The sequence below is a fragment of the Pseudomonas fluorescens genome (genome assembly GCF_001307155.1).
In the GTDB taxonomy this organism is placed as follows: Bacteria; Pseudomonadota; Gammaproteobacteria; order Pseudomonadales; family Pseudomonadaceae; genus Aquipseudomonas; species Aquipseudomonas helvetica.
The window spans coordinates 4,172,623-4,193,666 of the sequence record NZ_CP012830.1; the positions used below are offsets into that span (position 1 = coordinate 4,172,623).

Sequence of the window (21,044 nt, forward strand, 5' to 3'; positions counted from 1 at the left end):
ATCAAGTTTATCAACCCTCGCGCAAGACTGTCAGGGGGCTGGCATTCAGCGCCCGACGAGTGCCGAACACGCCCGCACCGCCGATCAGCAATGCCCCAATCACCGGCAACCACAGCAGCCACGGATGCGGATGCCAGGCCAGATCGAACGCATAGCGGTAAAGCACCAGGCTCACCAGTTCCGAGCCCAGCGCCGCGAGCAAACCGCTGACGGCTCCGAGCAAACCGAACTCGATACGCCGCGCCTTGACCAGCAACTGCCGTTCGGCACCCAGCGCACGTAGCAATGCACCTTGGCGAATGCGCTCGTCGAGTGTCGCCTGCAAGCCGGAAAACAGCACTGCCATGCCGGCCGCGAGCACGAACAACAACACGTACTCGACCGCCAGCGTGACTTGCTCAAGGATGCTGCGCAGCTGCGCCAGCAAGGCTTCGACCTGCAGAATGGTCACCGCCGGGAACGCTCGCGCAAGATCGATGATCTGTTGGTCATGACCGGCCGCCAGGTAAAAACTGGTCAGGTAAGTAGCCGGCAGGTCTTTCAAGGTGCCGGGCTGGAAGATCATGAAGAAGTTCGGCTGGAAGTTGTCCCAGTTGATCTTGCGCAAGCTGGTGACCTGCACCTCGCGGTTGACCCCGCCGATGCTGAAAACCAGATGATCGCCGAGCTTGAGCTTCAGGCTCTCGGCCACTTTGCCTTCCACCGAAACACCGGGTACATCGCCTGTCGGCTGCGTAGACCACCAGCTACCAGCCGTGATGCTGTTGCCGGCGGGCAGGTCGGCAGCCCAGGTCAGGCTCAGATCGCGCTGGATGGCCCGATCACCTTCGGTGTCCTTGCTGACGATGCCTTGCACCGGTTCGCCGTTGATGCTGATCAGCCGTCCCGGCACCACCGGGTACAGTGGCGCCGATTGCGCGGAGAGTTCGATCAGCCGATCGGTGAAGGCCTGTTTGTCGGCGGGCAAAATATTCAGTGCGAAGTAGTTTGGGGCGTTTTTTGGCAACTGGTTTTGCCAGGTATCCAGCAATTCACCGCGCAGCAGGGCGATCAGCGCCATCGACAATAGAATCAAGCCGAAGGCCAGCGATTGTCCCGCCGCCGCCAATGGGTGACGCAGCAATTGGCCCAGACCCAGCCGCCACGGCAAGGATGCACGGGCCAACAGGCGCCGCAGGCTGTTGAGTACCAGCAGCAACAGGCCGCCGAGGACCAGTGCGGCGATGACACCGCCACCGAGCAGGGCGAAGGTCAGCAGCAGGTCCAGGCTCAAGCGCCACATGATCAGGCCCAAGGCTGCCAGTGCGGTGCCGTAAACCATCCAGGTGCTGGAAGGGATTGGCAGTATGTCGCGGCGCAGTACCCGCAGCGGTGGTACGCGACCCAGTGCTGCCAGTGGCGGCAGGGCGAATCCGGCGAGAGCGACCAGTCCGGTGCCGATCCCGGCGATGGCCGGTAGCAGCCCGCCCGGCGGTACATCGCTGGGCAGCAATTCACCCAGCAAGGCGAACAACCCCAACTGCGCAAGCCAGCCGAGGAGGGCGCCGCTGAGGCTGGCCAGCAGGCCGAGTACAGTCAGTTGTACGCTGAACAGCAGCAGGGTTTCCCGACGCGATAAACCCAGGCAGCGCAGCAGCGCGCTGGCGTCGAAGCGGCGGGTGGCGAATCGGGTCGCCGAGAGCGCCACGGCAACGCCGGACAACAGCACGGCGACCAGGCTGGCCATGTTCAAGTAACGTTCGGCTTTGCCCAGCGCACCGCCGATTTGCCGGTTGCCGTCGCGGGCGTCCTGCAGGCGCTGGTTGGCGGCCAGCCCCGGTTTGATCAGCTCTCGATAGGTTTCCAGGGCCGGTGCCGTGCCGCGCCAGAGTTCGTGGTAACTGACCCGGCTGCCGGGCTGGACCACACCGGTGGCCGCCAGGTCGGCGAGATTGATCATCACCCGGGGCGTGAGGCTGTAGAAATTGCCGGCACGGTCCGGCTCATAGGTCAGCACACGAGTCAGGTGCAGGGTTTTCATGCCGACGTCGATGGTGTCACCGACCTTCAGATTCAGTGCCGTCAGCAGGCGCGCTTCGGCCCAGGCTTCGCCCGGTTTCGGACTTCCACCGGCCTCTTCGGGAGCGAACGGCGCGGGCGCGCTTTTCAGCTGGCCGCGTAATGGATAGACCCCGTCGACCGCTTTGATGCTCGACAGCTGAATGCCGTTGTCGGTGGCGATGACGCTGGAAAACTCCACCACTTGGGCGTGTTGCAGCCCCAGCTCCTTGCCGGATTGAATTTGTTCCGGGCGCGCGGGTGAGCTGCCTTCCAGCAGCATATCCGCCCCCAGAAACTCGGTGGCGCGCAGCAGCATGGCGCCGTTCAGGCGGGCACCGAAATAGCCGATGGCGGTACTCGCCGCCACGGCGACCAACAGGGCGAAGAACAACACCCGCAGTTCTCCGGCGCGGGCATCGCGCAGCAATTGGCGAATGGCGAGACTGAACAGGCGCAACAGCGGCAAACGTGCCATCAAGGCTCCAGAGGGGCGACGACCAATAGGCCGGCTTCAAGGCGGATCAGACGGTGGCAACGGTGTGCCAGGCGTTCGTCGTGGGTCACCAGGACCAGCGTCGTGCCGCTTTCTTTATTGAGTTCAAAGAGCAGGTCGCTGATGTGCTCGCCAGTATGCGTGTCGAGGTTGCCGGTAGGTTCGTCGGCAAACAGCACGTCGGGTTCGGCGGCAAATGCCCGGGCGATCGCCACGCGCTGTTGTTCGCCACCGGAAAGCTGGCGCGGCGAATGGCTCAGGCGTTGGCCCAGGCCAACGCGGCGCAGCAGTTCGGTGGCGCGTTCGCGGGCGTCTTTGCGGCCGTCCAGCTCGAGCGGCAACATGACGTTTTCCAGGGCGTTGAGGCTGTCGAGCAACTGGAACGACTGGAACACGAAGCCGACATGCTCGGCGCGTATCCGCGCGCGCTGGTCTTCATCCAGATTGCTCAGGGCTTGCCCGGCAAGGGTGACTTCGCCGCTGCTGGGCAGGTCGAGACCCGCCAGCAAACCCAGCAGGGTGGATTTGCCGGAGCCGGAACTGCCGACGATGGCCAAACTGTCGCCCTTGTTCAGTTCCAGGCTGAGTTCGTGCAGGATGGTCAGTTCACCTTCCGCGCTGGGAACCACTTTGCTAAGGTTCCGCGCAGTGAGAATGCTTGCGCCCATGGAGAGTCCGATGCGTGTGTGGTTTTTGAGTGCTGGCCTGGCCTTGATGTGCATGGCCCAGAACGCAGCGGCGGGTACAGTCCTGATCGTTGGCGATAGTATCAGCGCAGCTTTCGGCCTGGATACCCGGCAAGGCTGGGTGTCGTTGCTCGAGCAGCGGCTCAAGCACGAAGGTTTCACCGAGACGGTGGTCAATGCGTCCATCAGTGGCGACACCAGTGCCGGCGGCCAGGCACGCCTGCCGGCGTTGCTTGTGGAGCATAAGCCTGAGGTGGTGATTCTCGAGTTGGGGGGCAACGACGGGCTGCGCGGATTGCTGCCAACGCAATTGCAACAAAATCTTGCGTCGATGATCGACAACGCCAGGGCCAGCGGTGCCAGGGTGCTGCTGCTGGGTATGCAATTGCCACCCAATTATGGGGTGCGCTACACCGAGGCGTTCGCGAAGGTCTACAGCGATCTGGCCGAGGAGAAAAAAGTCCCGCTGGTGCCGTTTTTTCTTCAGGGAATCGGCGGGAATCCCGAGCTGATGCAGGCCGATGGCATTCATCCGGCGGTCGCGGCGCAGGGCAAGTTGCTGGAAAATGTCTGGCCTACGCTAAAACCGCTGTTATGACGCTTTTCTAGCGGCAGTCTTTCGGCTAATGTGGCGCCCCCCTGATTTGGAGCCCCCGATGCCGCGTCCTGCCTGGTCCCTGTTTGCCTACCAACTGATCGAGCCTGACGAACAGCTGGATCTGTTCGCCTGCCAGGAAGTCCGGGTGCATCTGGTGACGCGTCAACTGGAGTTGGGTGGCTCGGCCGACCGTACCCTGTGCGGCACTTTGCTGCCGGCACAACCGCGCTGGTCGAGCGTCGACCGGACGGTGTTTCAGGACCAGCGACTGTGCTCGCTATGCCGGGCGATCCTGGAATCGCAAAAGCGCGGCACATCGCCGATCTGGCCCGAGTTGCGCTTCGAGCTGTAAAGCCCTCAAAGGGTAGTCCATCGACCCGGCTCCCCGAATTCGGGGGCTTCGGTGTACAATCTTGCCCCCATACCCTCTGTTGATCATACGAAGGATGTTCCGGATGCTGCCGCGCTTTCCTGCCGTCACCCGCTACTTGTCTCTTGCCGCCTTGTGTGTAGCGGGTCCCGTTGCAGCATTGGAGCTGCCTTTACCGCCGCCGGGCGAAGATATCGTCGGCCAGGTGCAAACGGTCAAAGCCAAGTACGAAGACACCTTTGCCGATCTGGGCACCACCTACGATCTGGGCTACCTGGAAATGGTCGCCGCCAACCCGGGCGTCGATCCGTGGTTGCCGGGTGCTGGTACCGAAGTCGTACTGCCAACACGCTTCATCCTGCCACCAGGCCCGCGTGAAGGCATCGTGATCAACCTGGCCGAGTATCGCCTCTACTACTACCCCAAAGGCCGGAACGTGGTGTACACCTTCCCGCTGGGTATTGGTCGTGAAGGCTGGGGCTCACCCATCGCCCACACCAGCATCACTGCCAAAACACCGAACCCGACCTGGACCCCTCCAGCCTCGATCAAGGCCGAACACGCCGCCGATGGCGATCCGCTGCCAAACGTCGTGCCGGCCGGCCCGGACAACCCGCTGGGGCCGTTCAAGTTCACGTTGGGCACACCGGGCTACCTGATTCACGGTTCGAACAAGAAGTTCGGTATCGGCATGCGTACCAGCCATGGCTGCTTCCGCATGTTCAACAACAATGTGCTGGAAATGGCCGGCATGGTGCCGGTGGGAACGTCGGTGCGGATCCTCAACGACCCGTACAAGTTCGGCATGAGTGGCGGCAAGGTTTACCTGGAGGCGCATACGCCGCTGGACGACACTGGCAACCCGTCGGTGGTCGACAAGCACACCGCGGTGATCAACGCTTTGCTCAAGCGTGAAGACCTGGCCAAGAACCTGCGCATGAACTGGGATGTGGTGCGCGACGTGGTCGCCGCTGAAGATGGTATGCCGGTGGAAATCGCTGTACCGAATACCTCCGCGCCTGTGGCGTCGGCTGTACCGATCGATCTGCAGTAAGCGCTTCAAACGACCCGCCGGGGCCTCACAGCGTCGGCGGGTTTTTTATTGCCCTCGGCAAAATCGGGGCAATAAAAAAGCCGACCCAAAAAATGGATCGGCTTGATAACAGTCCCGAGGACTATTACTTGCGGCTAGCTTTGTCCAGCATGCGCAGAGCACGCTCGTTAGCTTCGTCAGCAGTCTGTTGTGCTTTTTGAGCAGCAGCCAGAGCTTCATCAGCTTTACGGTAGGCTTCGTCTGCACGAGCCTGGGAGCGAGCTGCTGCGTCTTCAGTAGCAGTCAGACGTGCTTCGGTTTCTTTCGATACGCTGCTGCAACCGGTAGCCAGAACTGCGGCCAGAGCCAGAGCAGAGAATTTCAGAACGTTGTTCATCGTGTTCCCCTTCAAGGACTTTCTATTAAGTAGCTGTCTCCTCAGAGTGAGGAAATAGCCGGCATACATACTACCCATTACTTGTAGTAAGTAAACTGACGTAGCGCAAGAAGCAAAAAAAATTGTAGGCGCGGAATCTTTTTCGAGCAACTTTTAATCGTGTTGTATAAAAATTAGTCAGCTGGGAAGCCCGCCCTGAGCGACCTGCTTGTATAGCTGACAGACGAATATGACTGTTTCACGCTCTAGAGCCCAAGTCGCTCTATATCGATTCGTCTACACTTTTGTTCAGAATTTGCGGAGCGGCTCACGCCTCTTTGTGCATCTAGAGGTGACTTTAACAAGGCCGGTTCGTCTTAAGTCTCAACATCCGGCAATGTTCAGGCTATCGACCAGGGGAGATGTTCGGTCGAGCCGCCACTACGTGCCCTGCGCTGGACCGACGCAATCGACATGATGACAAGTGCGCCTTGAGCATTTCAGCCTTTGGTGACTACTATTCGAAATGTGTCCGGTTGCGCGAGATGGCTGCAGTTCCTCTCGGTGTCCAAACAGACACGGGGTGGCGTAGAGGTTCCTTCGCCGGGAAAACATCGGTAAGGTAGGGGTCAGTTCAAGACCCGCGAGGAGTAGTGATGAGCGAGGCGTTGTCCATCCACCATGACCAGGCTGGTCATCAGTTCGAGACCAATGTGGACGGTCATCGTGCCTACCTGACCTATATGGATCTGGGGAAACAGACCTTGGATATCTATCGTACTTTCGTGCCCAACGCGCTGCGTGGTCGCGGTATTGCGGCGGCGTTGACCGAACAGGCGCTGCAGTACGCCGAGGAAATGGGCTACACAGTCATTCCGTCGTGTTCCTACGTGGAGCGCTACATGGAACGTCACCAGCGGCATGCGGCCAAGCTCTGAGCAGGATCACCGAATAAAAAAACGCCGGGCTTAGCCCGGCGTTTTTGTGTGCGCTGAATGCAGTCAGGTGCGCTGACGTTTCGGCAGCACATCCTTGAGCTTGGCATGCATGCTGCGCAAGGTGTTTTCGGTCGCTGTCCAATCGATGCAGGCGTCGGTGATCGACACGCCGTATTGCAACTCGGCGAGGTCTTTTGGAATCGCCTGGCAACCCCAGTTCAAATGGCTTTCGACCATCAGGCCGATAATCGACTGGTTGCCTTCGAGGATCTGGTTGGCCACGTTCTCCATCACCAGCGGTTGCAGCGCCGGGTCCTTGTTGGAGTTGGCGTGGCTGCAGTCGACCATGATGTTCGGCTTGATCTTCGCCTTGTTCAGCGCTTGCTCGCAGAGTGCGACGCTGACCGAATCGTAGTTCGGCTTGCCGTTGCCGCCGCGCAGCACCACGTGACCGTAGGCGTTGCCCTTGGTGGTGACGATCGACACGCCACCTTCCTGGTTGATCCCCAGGAAGCGGTGCGGGCTGGAAACCGATTGCAGGGCGTTGATGGCAACCGTCAGGCCACCGTCGGTGCCGTTCTTGAAGCCGACTGCCGAGGAAAGGCCCGAAGCCATTTCACGGTGCGTTTGGGACTCGGTGGTGCGTGCGCCAATCGCCGACCAGCTGATCAGGTCCTGCAGGTACTGTGGCGAGATCGGGTCAAGGGCTTCGGTCGCCGTCGGCAGGCCCATTTCGGCCAGGTCCAGCAGCAACTGACGACCAATGTGCAAGCCATCCTGAATCTTGAACGAGTCATCCAGGTACGGGTCGTTGATCAGGCCTTTCCAGCCGACGGTGGTACGTGGCTTCTCGAAATAGACCCGCATGACCAGATACAGGGTATCGGACACTTCAGCGGCGAGTACCTTGAGGCGCTCGGCATATTCGTGTGCAGCCTTGATGTCGTGGATCGAGCAAGGCCCGATGACGACGAACAGGCGGTGGTCGGTGCCATCCAGGATATTGCGAATGACTTCGCGGCCCTTGGTCACGGTGCGCAGGGCAGCATCGCTCAGGGGGATATCACGCTTGAGCTGGTCAGGAGTGATCAGCGTCTCGTTGGAGGCGACGTTTAGGTCATTGATCGGTAAATCAGCCATCGTGTTACTCGTCAGGTCACGGGTGCCGGCCGCCAGCGATCCCCGCGCGGCGGAGCACAGCATGATTTAAGCGCAGCGGGGAGCCGAACCTTAGCGCGTTACGCGGTGGCTCGACAATGGGCAGGCGCGGGTTTATCCAGCGTTTACTGCGCAAAGGCCTGTCGAACGGTCTCGTGAGAGTACTCGGTGGCATGCTGGTCGAGCCATTCGAGGGCCAGCGCATCGACGCTTTGCTGTTCAACCTGGGGCTTTTGCTGACGGTAAAAACGTTCAATCTGGCAGACCTGCTCGCCCATCCGCGCTTTAAACAGGGTCTGTTCGTCGATGAACGCGATGCCGACCAGATAACCGTGCTTTCGTCGCAGGCACCAGGCCACGTAGCCCAGATAACAGACATTTCCGCTCAGGGTCGGCATTCGCACTTCCAGTGCCGTTCCTTTGCGCCAGGCGCGGTGGTAATTGCAAGCCACGCCTCCGAGACTGATAGTGTGCAGTTCTTGCCGAGAAATACACTGATGCTTGCGCAACGTTAACTCGACAGGCACATCGTCAGGATGAGGAATAAAGCGCCCCATGAACACAGACTCCAAGTGTCGGTCTTTCGACAGTGCTTCACCCAGTATAGTTGTCGAATGCGAGCTGACTGATTTCGATGCCGACCAGCGGCTGTTGGCGATGAGTGGTGTGTCGCTGGTGATTTTTACCAGCGTCGGCTGTTCCAGTTGCCGTTGGGCGCGCCAGCAGTTGCCGGAACTGGAGCTTGAAGTCGATCAGCTGTGCTGGATCGACGCGGGGAACAACGGTGGTGTGGTGGAGCGTTATCAGGTCTTTCATTTGCCCGCGTTGTTTGTCGTGCGCGATGGCGAGTTTTATGGGGCGTTACAGTCGCGCCTGGCCCGCACCGAACTGAATGCTGCGCTGGGGCAGGCGCTGAGTCGAAATCCAGAGGAGTTGCCATGACGGGCACTGCAGTTGAAAAGCCGAGAATCGGCATTATCGGCACCGGAGCAATCGGTGGCTTTTACGGCGTAATGCTGGCGCGGGCCGGGTTCGATGTGCACTTTCTGTTGCGCAGCGAGTTTTCAGCGGTCGCCGAACGCGGCCTGCAACTCAACAGCGCGCCCTATGGCGCATTGACCTTGAATCCGGTTCAGGCGTATTCGTCGGCCGACGATATGCCGCTGTGCGACTGGTTGCTGGTCGGCGCGAAAACCACCAGCAACGCCGAGCTTGCACCGGCGATCATCAAGGCTGCGGCGCCGGGGGCGAAGGTCCTGTTGCTGCAAAATGGCCTGGATGTCGAAGACAGCCTGCGCGATCTGTTACCCGACTCACTGCACTTGTTGGGTGGGCTGTGCTTTATCTGCGTTCACCGCGCGGGGCCCGGAGTGATCGAACATCAGGCACTCGGTGCGGTGAACGTGGGTTATCACAGCGGACCGGCGCTTGATGACGAGACTGCGCGTCAGGCGATTGTCGAGCAAGGGGCAGGGTTGTTTCGTACCGCCGGTCTTGAATCGCAGGCGATGAGCAACCTTCAGCAGGCGCGCTGGCAAAAACTGGTCTGGAATGTTCCGTACAACGGGTTATCGGTCTTGCTCGGCGCGAGCACGACACCGCTGATGACTGATGACAGCAGCCGTGAACTGATTCAGGCATTGATGGCCGAAGTGGTGAAGGGCGCACTTGCCTGTGGCCACAGCATGCCGCCGGGGTATGCCGAGCACCTGTTCAAGGTCACCGAAAAAATGCCCGACTACTGGCCGAGCATGTACCACGACTACCAGCATAAACGGCCACTGGAACTGGCTGCGATTTATGCGCGGCCACTGGCAGCCGCCAAGGCCGCCGGTTGCGAGTTGCCGAAAATCGAGGCCTTGTATCAGGCCCTGGGTTTTATCGATCGGCATAACGGTTAAGTCGTTTCACCTGGGGGGAGCAGCATGGCAAAAGGGATAGGCGATAAATTGGTGCTGGCGATTTCTTCGCGAGCGCTGTTCGATCTGAGCGAAAGCCACAAGCTCTATCTGGCGAGTGGCGTCGAGGCTTATCGGCAGTATCAGATCGAGCACGAAGACGAAATCCTCGAGCCGGGTGATGCGTTCCCACTGGTGCAAAAACTGTTGAACCTCAATACCAGCCTCGGTCGGGCGCGGGTCGAGGTGGTGCTGGTGTCGCGCAATAGTGCAGACACCGGTTTGCGAGTCTTCAACTCGATTCACCATTACGGCCTGACGATTTCCCGCGCGGCGTTTGTCGGTGGGCGCAGTCCGTATCCGTACCTGAAGGCCTTCGGCTGCGATCTGTTTCTCTCCACCCATGCCGATGACGTGCGCAGCGCGCTCGACGCCGGCTTCGCGGCGGCGACGATTCTGTCGGGTGGTGCGAGCCGCGCCGCCAGTGAAGAATTGCGCATCGCCTTCGATGGCGACGCCGTGCTGTTTTCCGATGAGTCGGAGCGGGTTTATCAGTCGGGTGGCCTCGAGGCCTTTCAGGCCAACGAGCGTGAAGCCGCTCGCGAGCCGTTGCGCGGAGGTCCGTTCAAAGGTTTTCTGGCCGCGCTCAATCTGTTGCAGCGCGAGTTTCCTGATGACAGTTGCCCGATCCGCACTGCACTGGTGACCGCGCGTTCGGCACCGGCTCACGAGCGGGTAATCCGTACGTTGCGCGAGTGGGATATTCGACTCGACGAATCGCTGTTTCTCGGCGGGCTGGCGAAATCGGCGTTTCTTGAAGCCTTCGCCGCCGACGTTTTTTTCGACGACCAGGCAGGTCATTGCGAGTTGGCGCGTGAGGTGGTCGCCACCGGCCACGTCCCTCACGGTGTCAGTAATGAACTGAAGATTTAAGCCCAACGTTCAATGCCTTGCGCAGAACGTCGTATCGCTGTGGCGCTGCTAAGCTGAATTAATCGCCGCCATCTTTGCATTCGAGGAGATCAAATGATCCATTCGATGCTGTATGCCACTGACCTCGGCCTGTACGCACCCTTTGTGATGCAGCATGCGTTGGCATTGGCACGAACATTCAAAGCCGATCTGTATGTGGTGCACGCCGTTGAGCCTATGGGGCTTTTTGCCGAATCGGTGTTGCAGAGCTATCTCGATGAGCAAGCCTTGAATGAATTTCACAGCCAGGGTTTGAACACGGTGATGGCCAATATCGAGCAGCGGGTATTCGACAGCTTTCGCGAAGAGTTGGGGGAGGGGCAGCAGGACCTGGAGCTGATTCAATCGGTCAGAGTATTTCAGGGTGACCCGTCGCAGGTCATTCTTGATCAGGCACAGAAACTCTCGGTGGATTTGTTGATCCTAGGAAGTCACAGCCATGGGGCCGGTGGAGAAACACCGTTGGGACGGACTGCTGCGCGTGTGCTGCAGTTGTCGCACGTGCCGGTTTACCTGGTGCCATTGTCGCAGCGTCGGCGTCACGGCGATATTTAAGGCGAGAATGCTGGCCTTTTGATGAAAAAGTTCTAGATTTATTCTTCAAACCATTAATATAGTTATATACCGTCGCTGATGCCCGTGGCGTCTATCTGCTTTGAGGGATTCATATGAAGCTTCAACAATTGCGCTACATCTGGGAAGTGGCGCACCACGACCTCAACGTTTCCGCAACGGCCCAAAGCCTGTACACCTCGCAGCCGGGCATCAGCAAGCAGATCCGTCTGCTGGAAGACGAATTGGGTGTCGAGGTTTTCGCGCGCAGCGGCAAACACCTGACCCGAGTCACCCCGGCCGGTGAACGAATCATCACCACCGCTGGCGAAATTCTGCGCAAGGTCGAAAGCATCAAGCAGATCGCTCAGGAGTTCTCCAACGAGAAGAAAGGCACCCTGTCGATTGCCACCACCCACACCCAGGCACGTTATGCACTGCCACCGGTGATCAGCAATTTCATCAAGCAATACCCGGACGTTGCCCTGCACATGCACCAGGGTTCGCCGATGCAGATCGCCGAAATGGCCGCTGACGGCACCGTGGATTTTGCCATCGCCACCGAAGCGCTGGAGCTGTTCGGCGATCTGGTGATGATGCCGTGCTACCGCTGGAACCGTTGCGTAGTCGTGCCGCAAGGTCACCCGCTGACCAAGCTGCCGAAGCTGACCCTCGAAGCCCTGGCTGAATACCCGATCGTGACGTACGTGTTCGGTTTCACCGGTCGCTCGAAACTCGACGAAGCCTTCAGCCATCGCGGCCTGACCCCGAAAGTGGTGTTCACCGCCGCCGACGCCGACGTGATCAAGACTTATGTTCGCTTGGGTCTGGGTGTCGGGATCGTGGCGAAAATGGCCGTCGATACCAAACTCGACAACGACCTGGTGGTGCTCGACGCCAGCGAACTGTTCGAATCCAGCGTGACCAAAATCGGTTTCCGTCGCGGGACGTTCCTGCGTGGCTTCATGTGCGACTTCATCGAGAAGTTCGCCCCGCACCTGACTCGCGAAGTCATGGCCAAAGCCATCCAGTGCCACAACAAGCAGGAACTGGAAGAGCTGTTCGAAGGCGTTGAACTACCGGTTCATTGAACTGACTAGACGACCTCGGTGACAGCGAACTGTTGCCGAGTGCCCGCCACCACGATCTCCACCTCATCGCCCTCGAACTTGCCCAGCAAACTTTTGCCCAGCGGTGAGCGCGGGGTGATGACGGTAATCAGTTGCCCCACCAGATCAACCTTCAAGCCGGCCGCATCAGGCGCCAGGAACAGCCACTGTTCGCGCCCCTTTTCGTCTTCCAGGCCCAACAGTGAACCGACTTCAATCCCGCGCTGGTCGTCATAAGCGCGCAATGTCAGGTTCTGGCACAGTGCCAGCGACTGGCGGATTTCCTCCACCCGTTTGGCCTGTCCGGCGGCCAGATAAGACGCTTCCAGTCCCAGGGTGTCGTACTTGTTCTCGGCGATGTTTTCTTCGTGAGTCGCGGTTTCGTACGCGGTTTGCGCTGCACGCTCGGCGATGTCGAGATCGACCGCAAGCTTTTCCAGAATCAGTTGGTGGACCGTGTGTTTGTTCATGATCAATCGCAGAATTGCTGGACGTTGGCGCGGCTTTTTTCGCTGGGTGCGGTTTGGTCTTGCTGCATCCAGAACTGGCATTTCGGGTTGGACAGGTTACGGGTATTGCTGCGTGCCTGATCGAGCGTTTGCTGTTGCGCCTGTTTGCGCAGGTTTTCCTTGTACTGCTCGAACATCGGATTCTCGGGTGTCGGTTCAACCGCCGCAGGCTTGGGTTGTGCTATTCGACGCGCCGCATCGGCAAGCGGGGCGAGTTGTTCGCTGAACAGCAGTTTCGACGCCAGCCAGCAGGTCAGCGCGATGGCCAAAAAGCCCAGCCACAAACCCACGGCGATGCTGGCAATCAGTTGCAATGGGCTGAGTGTGATGGACACCGTGCGGCGAACGTGTGGACGGTAGGGCATGGCTGCTTCCTGGCGAGGGTGGTGGGCTGCGGCGATTGTCGCATGAAGATTAATCGGCGTCGGCTCTTCTGCGCGCAACGATTTATGCGGACAATTAAGTTCTTTGCCTCACGGAGCCTGGAATGAAAGTCGACTGGGATATTTTCTGCACGGTCGTCGACAACTACGGCGACATCGGCGTGACCTGGCGTCTGGCTCGACAATTGGTGGCCGAACATCACTGCGCAGTACGGCTGTGGGTCGATGACCTGCGGGCGTTCGAACGCTTGTGCCCGGAACTCGACATCAGTGCTGCCCGGCAGTGGCAGCAAGGCGTCGAGGTCTGCCATTGGCCGGCCGACTGGGCGCCGACAGAGGCCGCCGATGTGGTGATCGCTGCATTCGCCTGCCAGTTGCCGCATGCCTATATGGAGGCAATGGCGGCGCGCGAAAAGACTCCGCTGTGGATGAACCTCGATTATTTGAGTGCCGAAGACTGGATCGTCGGCTGCCATGGCTTGCCGTCGGTGAAGTACAAACAGGTGCAGAAGTACTTCTTCTTCCCGGGGTTTCAGGCGGGTACCGGCGGTTTGCTGCGTGAGCGCGGGTTGCTGGAACGGCGCGAGCAGTTTCAACACAGCACTGAGGCTCAGCGCGAATTCCTGCAAGGGCTGGGCGTCGATCGCGCCGACGGTGCACGGCTGATTTCGTTGTTTGCCTACGAGAATGCCGGATTGGCCGATTGGCTGGACGTCATGGCGGGCGACGTTCATTCCACTCATCTGCTGGTGCCCGAGGGCCGGATCCTGGGCGACGTCGAGCGCTGGCTGGGCGTTGAAGGGCTTGGTGTCGGCGCATTACAGGTGCGCGGGGCGTTGACCGTGCAGGTGTTGCCGTTCGTCCGGCAGGATCAATATGACCTGCTGCTGTGGTGTTGTGATTTCAATGCGGTGCGTGGAGAGGACTCGTTCGTCCGCGCGCAATGGGCGGCCCGGCCAATGCTGTGGCATATTTATCAACAGGAAGAAGATGTCCACCTGGACAAACTCGAAGCCTTTCTGACGCTGTACACCGCAGGCCTTTCACCGGCGGCAAAAGCCGCGCTCGTCGGGTTATGGCGAGCCTGGAACACGGGCGCTGGAATGGCTCAGGCATGGGTTGCGGCACAGGAACACTGGCCAGAACTGCAAAAGCACGCCCAGGCATGGTGTCTGGAACAGGCTTTGCAGGCCGATCTTGCTTCGGCGCTGGTGCAGTTTTACCTAAATTGGATATGATACGCGGCCTAGATTTTTGTAAATCCCATCCAAATTCGGATATTCGCAATGAAAACTGGTAAAGAACTGAAACCCGGTACGGTGATCCGTCTCGAAAACGACCCTTGGCTGGTTCAGAAAGCTGAATTCACCAAGTCCGGTCGTAACAGCGCGATCATGAAGACCAAGCTGAAAAACCTGCTGACCGGTTACAAGACCGAGATCGTTTACAGCGCTGACGACAAACTGGACGACGTAATCCTCGACCGCAAAGAAGCGACCCTGTCGTTCATCAGCGGCGACACCTACACGTTCATGGACACCACTGACTACACCATGTACGAGCTGAACGCCGAAGACATCGAAGCTGTTCTGCCTTTCGTTGAAGAAGGCATGACCGATGTTTGCGAAGCGATCTTCTTCGAAGAGCGTCTGGTTTCCGTAGAACTGCCGACCACTATCGTGCGTCAGGTTGACTACACCGAAGGTTCCGCTCGCGGTGACACTTCCGGCAAGGTGATGAAGCCTGCCAAACTGAAGAACGGTACCGAACTGTCGGTTGCCGACTTCATCGAAATCGGCGACATGATCGAGATCGATACCCGCGAAGGCGGTTCTTACAAAGGCCGCGCTAAATAAGCGCAGTTTTTTGCAGGAAAGAAAAAGCCCGACCATCGAGTCGGGCTTTTTTGTGTGCGTCTGTTGGGTGCGAACACTCAGACAGTGACGTGCAGGCGAACGTCTACATTGCCGCGCGTGGCGTTGGAGTACGGGCAGACCTGGTGCGCGGCGTCGACCAGCGATTGCGCGTCGGCCTGTTCCACGCCTGGTAGGCTGACGTGCAGGTCGATGTCGAGACCGAAACCACCTGGAATCTGGCCAATCCCGACGTGAGCGGTGATCGAGGCATCATCAGGGATTTTGCGCTTGGTCTGGCTGGCGACGAATTTCAGTGCGCCAATGAAGCATGCGGAGTAACCGGCCGCGAACAGTTGCTCAGGGTTGGTCGCCGCACCGCCGGCACCGCCGAGTTCTTTTGGCGTGGCGAGCTTGACGTCGAGGATGTTGTCGCTGGAAACGGCGCGACCATCACGGCCACCGGTAGCGGTTGCAACTGCGGTATAGAGAGTTTGCATGGTATGGGCCTCGTTCGAATTTTATTTTGCGCTAAAGGTTTGCGCGCTAAGTAATTGCGAAATAAATGTAGCTCGCGAATGTTTTGCGCGCAATATAATTTTTAAAAATGTTTGTCGAAGGCAGACTGGCAAGTGGATACATGCGCCTGGAAGTATTGAGCTAGAGGTGCTGGCGGGGGATATGTGAGGAGAGAGATTTTTATCTCAAGGCAGCCGTCTTCGTGGGCAAGCCCTGCTCCTACAAACCTGTAGGAGCAGGGCTTGCCCGCGATGAACGATGACGCGGTAGCTCAGGCAGCCCGCTCAGAGGCTCTCTTGCAGATGACTGCGCAGATTTTGCAGATCGGCCTGCAGTTTGCGCATTTGTTCCAGGGTCTGGCCGCTGGCGCCGAGGATGCACGGCGGAATCTCTCGGGCTTTTTCCCGCAGGGCGCGACCTTGTTCGGTCAGCTCGACAATCACCACGCGTTCATCTTCGCGGCTGCGGGTGCGGCTCAGCAGGCCTTCGGCTTCCAGGCGTTTGAGCAGTGGCGTCAGGGAGCCGGGATCGGTCAGCAGGCGCGTGCTGATTTCGCCGACGGTCAGCCCGTCGCGCTCCCACAGCACCATCATTGCCAGGTATTGCGGATAGGTCAGGCCCAGTGCTTGCAACAAGGGTTTGTAGACCTTGGTCATCAGCAGTGAGGTTGAGTGCAGGGCAAAGCACAGCTGGTTATCCAGCAGCAGGTTGTCGCAGTTGTCCGGGGTGTTGCGTTGGGTGTTCATGTCTAAACCTTGATCATTCATCGTCATGAATTTAGCGGTCGAGTCTTTAATGCGCCAGATAATTTTTGGTTTAGGATGCGAGGCCTGATTTGAGAGGGAGTCGTCAGTGATTGAGTTAGTCATGTATCTGGTGCTCGGCGCTGCGCTGGGCACTGTCGGCGGTGTGTTCGGGATTGGCGGTGGTTTGATCGCGATTCCCGCGTTGGGCGTGTTGTTCGGTCTGGATCAGCAAATTGCCCAGGGCACGGCGCTGGTCATGGTGGTGCCTAACGTGATGCTGGCGCTGTGGCGCTATCATCAGCGCAATCGCATCGAACTGCGCCACGCATTGCCGCTGGCTTCGATGGGCTTCTGCTTTGCCTGGATCGGCTCGATCTGGGCGGTGGGCATTGATGCACAGCTGATGCGCATCGGTTTTGTAGCGTTCCTGATCGCCTTGTCGGCCTACAACTTGTTGCGCATGTTCATGGCCACTGCGCCGGCTGCCTCGCAGATGCGTTACTCGTGGCCTTGGCTGGGTGTGTTGGGCGCAGCGTCGGGGACCATGGGCGGGTTATTCGGCGTGGGCGGCGCGGTGGTGGCGACGCCGGTGCTCACCAGCCTGTTCGGCACCACGCAAGTGGTGGCTCAAGGGTTGTCATTGGCGCTGGCCTTGCCCAGCACCGGCGTCACGCTGGTGACTTACGCGCTCCATCATCAAGTGAACTGGAGCATCGCACTGCCGATGGCCGTCGGCGGTTTACTGAGCATCAGCTGGGGCGTGAAGATCGCCCACGCCATGCCGGAGCGTTTGCTGCGCGGGTTGTTCTGCGCCTTTCTGGTGCTCTGCGCGGTGATGCTCGCCTTTAAAGTTTGAAGCCTTCGACAATGTGCTCCGCCAGGCATTCGGTGATGGGTGAAGGGTTGTTCAGGTTGCGCACCAGCATGATGCTGGCTTCGGGCAACAAGGGCAGGCCTTCAGCCTCGCCGAGGATGCGCATGTCCTGGGTGATCAGGCTTTCCAGTTGCGCGGTGACCGCCAGCCCGGCGCTGACCACCGCCATGATCGCCGACAGGCTCGAACTGTTGTAGGCGATCCGGTACTCGCGCCCGGAAGCGTCTAGCGCATTGCAGGCCCAAAGCCTGCAAAAACAATCACTGTTGAACATCGCCAGAGGCAGCGGCGTCTGCTCGTTGGGGTTGAAGCACTGCGCCTGCGCCCAGACAAACCGCTCCTTGCGCAGCAACTGGCCGATCTCGCTGCCGGGTTCGCGGGTGACGATCGACAGGTCCAGGTCCTGACGCAGCAATAGCTGCTTGGATGACTCGCAATGGACTTCGATCTGGATCAGCGGATAGGCCTGGGCAAAGCGCGAGAGGATGCCCGGCAAGAAACGCATGACATAGTCATCCGGGGTGCCGATGCGCACCGTGCCGACCATGTGTGGCTCACGCAGGGTGTTGAACACTTCGCTGTGGAGTTTCAGGATCCGCCGGGCATAACCGAGCAACACCTGACCCTCGGCGGTCAGCTTCACCTGACGGCCGTCGCGCTGAAACAACTGGCGTTGCAGCACATCCTCTTCCAGCCGTTTCATCTGCATGCTCACCGCCGATTGCGTGCGATTGACCAGCTCGCCAGCGCGGGTGAAACCACCCTGGTCGGCAATGGCAACGAAGGTGCGCAGGACTTCCGTATCGATACTCGGGTAGTGGCTCAATTCATCAATCTCAGAGATGTATTGCATAAGAAACATTCGTTGGATTGATCTTAGCTCCGGCGCGAGACTTCAGTCATCTACAACGGAGGGCAAGATGATGAAAGGTCAAAAAGGTTATGTGCTGGTTGGAAAGTTTCACGGGTTTTCCCTGGGCCATTGGCTGGAAAAAATCGTCCGCTGGCATGAACTTCATCGTGAGCGCGCTTTGCTGGCGAGCATGAGTGATGAGGCGCTCAAGGATATCGGTATCAGCCGCGCCGATGTCGAGCATGAAGTCGTCCGGCCATTCTGGGATGACCCGATGCACAAATGAGTACCGAACCGCTACACAAGCAGCTTCACACTGAGGTAGTTTGCGAGCAGACAAGGAGATGCACATGCCCGCAGAACTGTCCTTATCCCTCAAGCAGGCTCGGCGTCTGGCACTGGCCGCCCAGGGTTTCACCGGGCGCCAGCCGCCAGCGGCGGTCAAGCCCGCTCAGCTCAACCGCCTGATCGAACGCTTGGGTATTCTGCAAATCGATTCGGTCAACGCACTGGTGCGCTCGCACTATCTTCCGCTGTTCTCGCGTCTTGGCAACTACTCCGCCGACTTGCTCGACCAGGCCGCCTGGAGCCAGGGCCGACGGCGTACGTTGTTCGAGTATTGGGGGCATGAAGCGTCGTTGTTGCCGCTGTCGATGTATCCCTTGATGCGTTGGCGCATGCAGCGCGCGGCGCAAGGCGAGGGGATCTATCAGCAACTGGCGCGATTCGGTCGCGAACAGCAAGAGACCATTCGCCGCGTCCTGGCTTCAGTCCAGGAGCTGGGTGCACTCGGCGCTGGCAGTTTGTCGACGCGCCAGGAGCGGGCCGGTCCGTGGTGGGATTGGAGCGCTGAAAAGCATGCACTGGAATGGTTGTTCGCTGCCGGCGAAGTGACGGTGGCGGGGCGTCGCGGTTTTGAGCGTCTTTACGACTTGCCGGAACGGGTGATTCCCGAATCGATACTCAAGCAACCGCTGCTCGGCGAAACCGAGGCGCAACGCGGATTGCTGTTGCATGCAGCCAATGCGTTGGGTGTCGGCACGGAAAAGGATCTGCGCGACTATTTTCGTTTGGGTCTGACCGAGTGCCGCAACGGCCTGGCCGAGCTGGTTGAAAATGGTGAGTTGCTGGTGTGCGGGGTGCAGGGCTGGAAGCAACCGGCATACTGCCTGCCGGAGCCAAAAGTGCCGCGTAAGGTTGAAGCCAGTGCGTTGCTTTCACCGTTTGATTCGTTGATCTGGGAACGCAGTCGAACCGAGCGGTTGTTCGATTTTCGTTATCGACTGGAAATCTACACGCCACCAGACAAGCGGGTTTACGGCTATTACGTGCTGCCGTTTTTGCACAACGAGCGGATTGCCGCGCGGGTCGATCTTCGAGCGGAACGGGCGTTGGGTCGATTGGCAGTGCATGCGGTGCACGAAGAAGAGCAAGGCCTGGATGAGCAGGGGATGCAGGCGTTGGCGGCGAATCTTCGGCAGATGGCCGATTGGTTGGGGTTGGAGCAGATTCAGCTCAATTGCCCGCGGACCAGTGCGGCGCGGTTGCGGGTGGCGTTGACGCAGATTGGCGGTGCCTGAGCTGACGCCTTCGCGAGCAAGCCTGGCTCCTACGGGTTAGGGTTGTTACGGCCAACCTCATTCTCTGTAGGAGCCAAGCTTGCTCGCGATGGCGGTGTGTCAGGCAACACAAGGCTTACAGATTCAGCGCCGAACCTGCTTCAGGGTCTCGGCAATCAAGAACGCCAGCTCCAGCGACTGATCGGCATTCATCCGCGGGTCGCAATGGGTGTGGTAACGGTCCGACAAACCATCTTCGGTGATCGGCCGTGCACCGCCGATGCATTCGGTGACATTCTGCCCGGTCATCTCGATATGAATGCCGCCGGCATAGGTGCCTTCCGCTTCGTGAACCTGGAAGAACTGCTTCACCTCGCCGAGGATCTGCGCGAAATCCCGGGTCTTGTAGCCGCTGCTGGCCTTGATGGTGTTGCCGTGCATCGGGTCGCTGCTCCAGAGCACTTTCTTGCCTTCGCGTTCGACCGCACGAATCAGCTGTGGCAGATGGTCGCCGACCTTGTTTGCGCCCATCCGCGCGATCAGGTTCAGGCGGCCTGGATCGTTGTCGGGGTTGAGCACATCGATCAGGCGAATCAGTTCTTCGGGGTTCATGGACGGGCCGACCTTGACCCCGATCGGGTTGTTCACCCCGCGCAGGAACTCGACATGAGCGCCGTCGAGCTGACGCGTGCGATCGCCGATCCACAGCATGTGCGCCGAGCAATCGTAGTAATCGTTGGTCAGGCTGTCGCGGCGTACGAAGGCTTCTTCGTAGTTCAACAGCAGCGCTTCGTGGGCGGTGAAGAAACTGGTTTCGCGCAATTGCGGCGAGCTGTCCATGCCGCAGGCGCGCATGAACGCCAGGGTTTCATCGATACGGTCGGCCAGGTGGCTGTACTTTTCGGCCAGCGCCGAGTTGGCGATGAAGTCCAGGTTCCATTTATGCACTTGATGCAAGTCGGCAAAACCGCCCTGGGCAAAGGCCCGCAGCAGGTTCAGGGTCGCGGTGGACTGGTGATAGGACTGCAACAGGCGATCCGGGTCGGGGACGCGGCTTTTTTCATCGAAACCGATACCGTTGACGATGTCGCCGCGGTAGGCCGGCAGGGTCACGCCGTTGATGGTTTCGTCATTGGACGAGCGCGGTTTCGCGAACTGCCCGGCCATACGCCCGACTTTTACCACCGGACAACCGGCAGCGAAGGTCATGACGATCGCCATTTGCAGCAGGACTTTGAAGGTGTCACGGATTTTTGCCGCCGAGAATTCGGCGAAGCTTTCCGCGCAATCGCCGCCTTGCAGCAGAAACGCCCGGCCCTGGGTCACCTCGGCAAACTGACGACGCAACTCCCGGGCCTCACCGGCAAACACCAATGGCGGATAACTGGCCAGGCTTTGCTCGACCTGTTGCAAATGCGCAGCGTCAGGGTAGTGGGGTTGTTGCTGGATCGGCAGGGCGCGCCAGCTGTCAGGACTCCAGGGTTGGCTCATCGTGGACTCTAATGTTTTACGATCGGACGTTTAT

At 59.3% G+C, this 21,044-nt stretch carries 25 protein-coding genes; 14 read left to right on the plus strand and 11 right to left on the minus strand.

Annotated features, from left to right (window positions below; all coding sequences use genetic code 11):
• Window positions 1–10: 10 nt before the first annotated feature.
• A complete protein-coding gene (locus AO353_RS18995; protein ID WP_054596337.1) occupies window positions 11–2,515 on the minus strand; it encodes an ABC transporter permease in 2,505 nt (834 codons plus the stop codon).
• Entirely contained in the window at window positions 2,515–3,201 is a 687-nt protein-coding gene (locus AO353_RS19000; RefSeq protein ID WP_054596338.1) for an ABC transporter ATP-binding protein, read from the minus strand. The genes AO353_RS18995 and AO353_RS19000 overlap by 1 nt, the downstream gene beginning before the upstream one ends.
• A 10-nt stretch (window positions 3,202–3,211) precedes the next feature.
• Between AO353_RS19000 and AO353_RS19005 the strand changes: the two genes are divergently transcribed.
• The 3 genes from AO353_RS19005 (at window position 3,212) to AO353_RS19015 (ending at window position 5,241) form a co-directional block, all read left to right on the plus strand.
• Window positions 3,212–3,817, plus strand: coding sequence for an arylesterase (locus AO353_RS19005; RefSeq protein WP_054596339.1), 606 nt, complete (start codon window positions 3,212–3,214; stop codon window positions 3,815–3,817).
• 58 nt (window positions 3,818–3,875) lie between these two features.
• Window positions 3,876–4,169, plus strand: a complete 294-nt coding sequence (locus AO353_RS19010; RefSeq protein ID WP_019692935.1) for a hypothetical protein — start codon at window positions 3,876–3,878, stop codon at window positions 4,167–4,169.
• A 103-nt stretch (window positions 4,170–4,272) separates the two neighbouring features.
• On the plus strand, window positions 4,273–5,241 hold the full coding sequence (locus tag AO353_RS19015) for a L,D-transpeptidase family protein (RefSeq protein WP_054596340.1): 969 nt from the start codon (window positions 4,273–4,275) through the stop codon (window positions 5,239–5,241).
• Window positions 5,242–5,365: 124 nt separating this feature from the next.
• On the opposite strand, the gene oprI is transcribed toward AO353_RS19015, so the two are convergent.
• Complete coding sequence (gene oprI, locus AO353_RS19020; RefSeq protein WP_002553018.1) at window positions 5,366–5,617, minus strand: outer membrane lipoprotei OprI; 252 nt, start codon at window positions 5,615–5,617, stop codon at window positions 5,366–5,368.
• Between the two features lie 635 nt (window positions 5,618–6,252).
• Between oprI and AO353_RS19025 the strand changes: the two genes are divergently transcribed.
• Entirely contained in the window at window positions 6,253–6,534 is a 282-nt protein-coding gene (locus AO353_RS19025; protein WP_019692933.1) for a GNAT family N-acetyltransferase, read from the plus strand.
• A 63-nt stretch (window positions 6,535–6,597) separates the two neighbouring features.
• Here AO353_RS19025 and AO353_RS19030 read toward each other — a convergent pair whose 3' ends face one another.
• Both AO353_RS19030 and AO353_RS19035 read right to left on the minus strand, forming a co-directional pair.
• Complete coding sequence (locus AO353_RS19030; protein WP_054596341.1) at window positions 6,598–7,674, minus strand: 3-deoxy-7-phosphoheptulonate synthase; 1,077 nt, start codon at window positions 7,672–7,674, stop codon at window positions 6,598–6,600.
• A 143-nt stretch (window positions 7,675–7,817) separates the two neighbouring features.
• The gene (locus AO353_RS19035) at window positions 7,818–8,249 is read right to left on the minus strand and encodes a PilZ domain-containing protein (RefSeq protein WP_054596342.1); all 432 of its coding nucleotides are present in this window, start codon (window positions 8,247–8,249) and stop codon (window positions 7,818–7,820) included.
• Between AO353_RS19035 and AO353_RS19040 the strand changes: the two genes are divergently transcribed.
• The 5 genes from AO353_RS19040 to cysB all read left to right on the plus strand — a co-directional run bounded on the left by AO353_RS19040 (window position 8,248) and on the right by cysB (window position 12,205).
• Entirely contained in the window at window positions 8,248–8,634 is a 387-nt protein-coding gene (locus AO353_RS19040; RefSeq protein WP_054596343.1) for a thioredoxin family protein, read from the plus strand. The genes AO353_RS19035 and AO353_RS19040 overlap by 2 nt on opposite strands.
• Entirely contained in the window at window positions 8,631–9,593 is a 963-nt protein-coding gene (locus AO353_RS19045) for a putative 2-dehydropantoate 2-reductase (RefSeq protein ID WP_054596344.1), read from the plus strand. The genes AO353_RS19040 and AO353_RS19045 overlap by 4 nt, the downstream gene beginning before the upstream one ends.
• Window positions 9,594–9,617: 24 nt before the next feature.
• Window positions 9,618–10,523 (plus strand): 5'-nucleotidase, encoded by a 906-nt coding sequence (locus tag AO353_RS19050; RefSeq protein ID WP_054596345.1) that lies wholly within the window; start codon window positions 9,618–9,620, stop codon window positions 10,521–10,523.
• Window positions 10,524–10,616: 93 nt separating this feature from the next.
• Window positions 10,617–11,117 (plus strand): universal stress protein, encoded by a 501-nt coding sequence (locus tag AO353_RS19055; RefSeq protein ID WP_054596346.1) that lies wholly within the window; start codon window positions 10,617–10,619, stop codon window positions 11,115–11,117.
• Between the two features lie 113 nt (window positions 11,118–11,230).
• On the plus strand, window positions 11,231–12,205 hold the full coding sequence (gene cysB, locus AO353_RS19060; protein WP_007955684.1) for an HTH-type transcriptional regulator CysB: 975 nt from the start codon (window positions 11,231–11,233) through the stop codon (window positions 12,203–12,205).
• 5 nt (window positions 12,206–12,210) lie between these two features.
• Here cysB and AO353_RS19065 read toward each other — a convergent pair whose 3' ends face one another.
• On the minus strand, window positions 12,211–12,693 hold the full coding sequence (locus tag AO353_RS19065; protein ID WP_054596347.1) for a GreA/GreB family elongation factor: 483 nt from the start codon (window positions 12,691–12,693) through the stop codon (window positions 12,211–12,213).
• A gap of 2 nt (window positions 12,694–12,695) precedes the next feature.
• On the minus strand, window positions 12,696–13,097 hold the full coding sequence (locus tag AO353_RS19070) for a hypothetical protein (protein WP_054596348.1): 402 nt from the start codon (window positions 13,095–13,097) through the stop codon (window positions 12,696–12,698).
• A 122-nt stretch (window positions 13,098–13,219) separates the two neighbouring features.
• Between AO353_RS19070 and earP the strand changes: the two genes are divergently transcribed.
• Window positions 13,220–14,353: an elongation factor P maturation arginine rhamnosyltransferase EarP gene (gene earP, locus AO353_RS19075; protein WP_054596349.1), complete on the plus strand. Its 1,134-nt coding sequence runs from the start codon at window positions 13,220–13,222 to the stop codon at window positions 14,351–14,353.
• Between the two features lie 48 nt (window positions 14,354–14,401).
• Entirely contained in the window at window positions 14,402–14,971 is a 570-nt protein-coding gene (locus AO353_RS19080) for an elongation factor P (protein WP_007943632.1), read from the plus strand.
• Window positions 14,972–15,048: 77 nt separating this feature from the next.
• On the opposite strand, the gene AO353_RS19085 is transcribed toward AO353_RS19080, so the two are convergent.
• Together AO353_RS19085 and AO353_RS19090 are read right to left on the minus strand one after the other, a co-directional pair.
• Window positions 15,049–15,468 carry an organic hydroperoxide resistance protein gene (locus AO353_RS19085; protein ID WP_054596350.1) on the minus strand — a complete coding sequence of 140 codons (420 nt, stop codon included), beginning with the start codon at window positions 15,466–15,468 and terminating at the stop codon, window positions 15,049–15,051.
• A gap of 303 nt (window positions 15,469–15,771) precedes the next feature.
• On the minus strand, window positions 15,772–16,233 hold the full coding sequence (locus tag AO353_RS19090) for a MarR family winged helix-turn-helix transcriptional regulator (RefSeq protein WP_054596351.1): 462 nt from the start codon (window positions 16,231–16,233) through the stop codon (window positions 15,772–15,774).
• 121 nt (window positions 16,234–16,354) lie between these two features.
• On the opposite strand from AO353_RS19090, the gene AO353_RS19095 reads away from it, so the two are divergent.
• Window positions 16,355–17,089 (plus strand): sulfite exporter TauE/SafE family protein, encoded by a 735-nt coding sequence (locus AO353_RS19095; protein WP_173859977.1) that lies wholly within the window; start codon window positions 16,355–16,357, stop codon window positions 17,087–17,089.
• On the opposite strand, the gene AO353_RS19100 is transcribed toward AO353_RS19095, so the two are convergent.
• The gene (locus AO353_RS19100) at window positions 17,079–17,933 is read right to left on the minus strand and encodes a LysR substrate-binding domain-containing protein (RefSeq protein ID WP_162491287.1); all 855 of its coding nucleotides are present in this window, start codon (window positions 17,931–17,933) and stop codon (window positions 17,079–17,081) included. The genes AO353_RS19095 and AO353_RS19100 overlap by 11 nt on opposite strands.
• A gap of 97 nt (window positions 17,934–18,030) precedes the next feature.
• On the opposite strand from AO353_RS19100, the gene AO353_RS19105 reads away from it, so the two are divergent.
• Together AO353_RS19105 and AO353_RS19110 are read left to right on the plus strand one after the other, a co-directional pair.
• Window positions 18,031–18,246, plus strand: coding sequence for a DUF1127 domain-containing protein (locus tag AO353_RS19105; protein ID WP_054598273.1), 216 nt, complete (start codon window positions 18,031–18,033; stop codon window positions 18,244–18,246).
• A 64-nt stretch (window positions 18,247–18,310) separates the two neighbouring features.
• Entirely contained in the window at window positions 18,311–19,540 is a 1,230-nt protein-coding gene (locus AO353_RS19110) for a winged helix-turn-helix domain-containing protein (RefSeq protein ID WP_054596354.1), read from the plus strand.
• Between the two features lie 123 nt (window positions 19,541–19,663).
• Here the strand turns inward: AO353_RS19110 and AO353_RS19115 are convergent, their stop codons facing one another.
• A complete protein-coding gene (locus AO353_RS19115) occupies window positions 19,664–21,010 on the minus strand; it encodes a class II 3-deoxy-7-phosphoheptulonate synthase (protein WP_054596355.1) in 1,347 nt (448 codons plus the stop codon).
• Window positions 21,011–21,044: the final 34 nt, after the last annotated feature.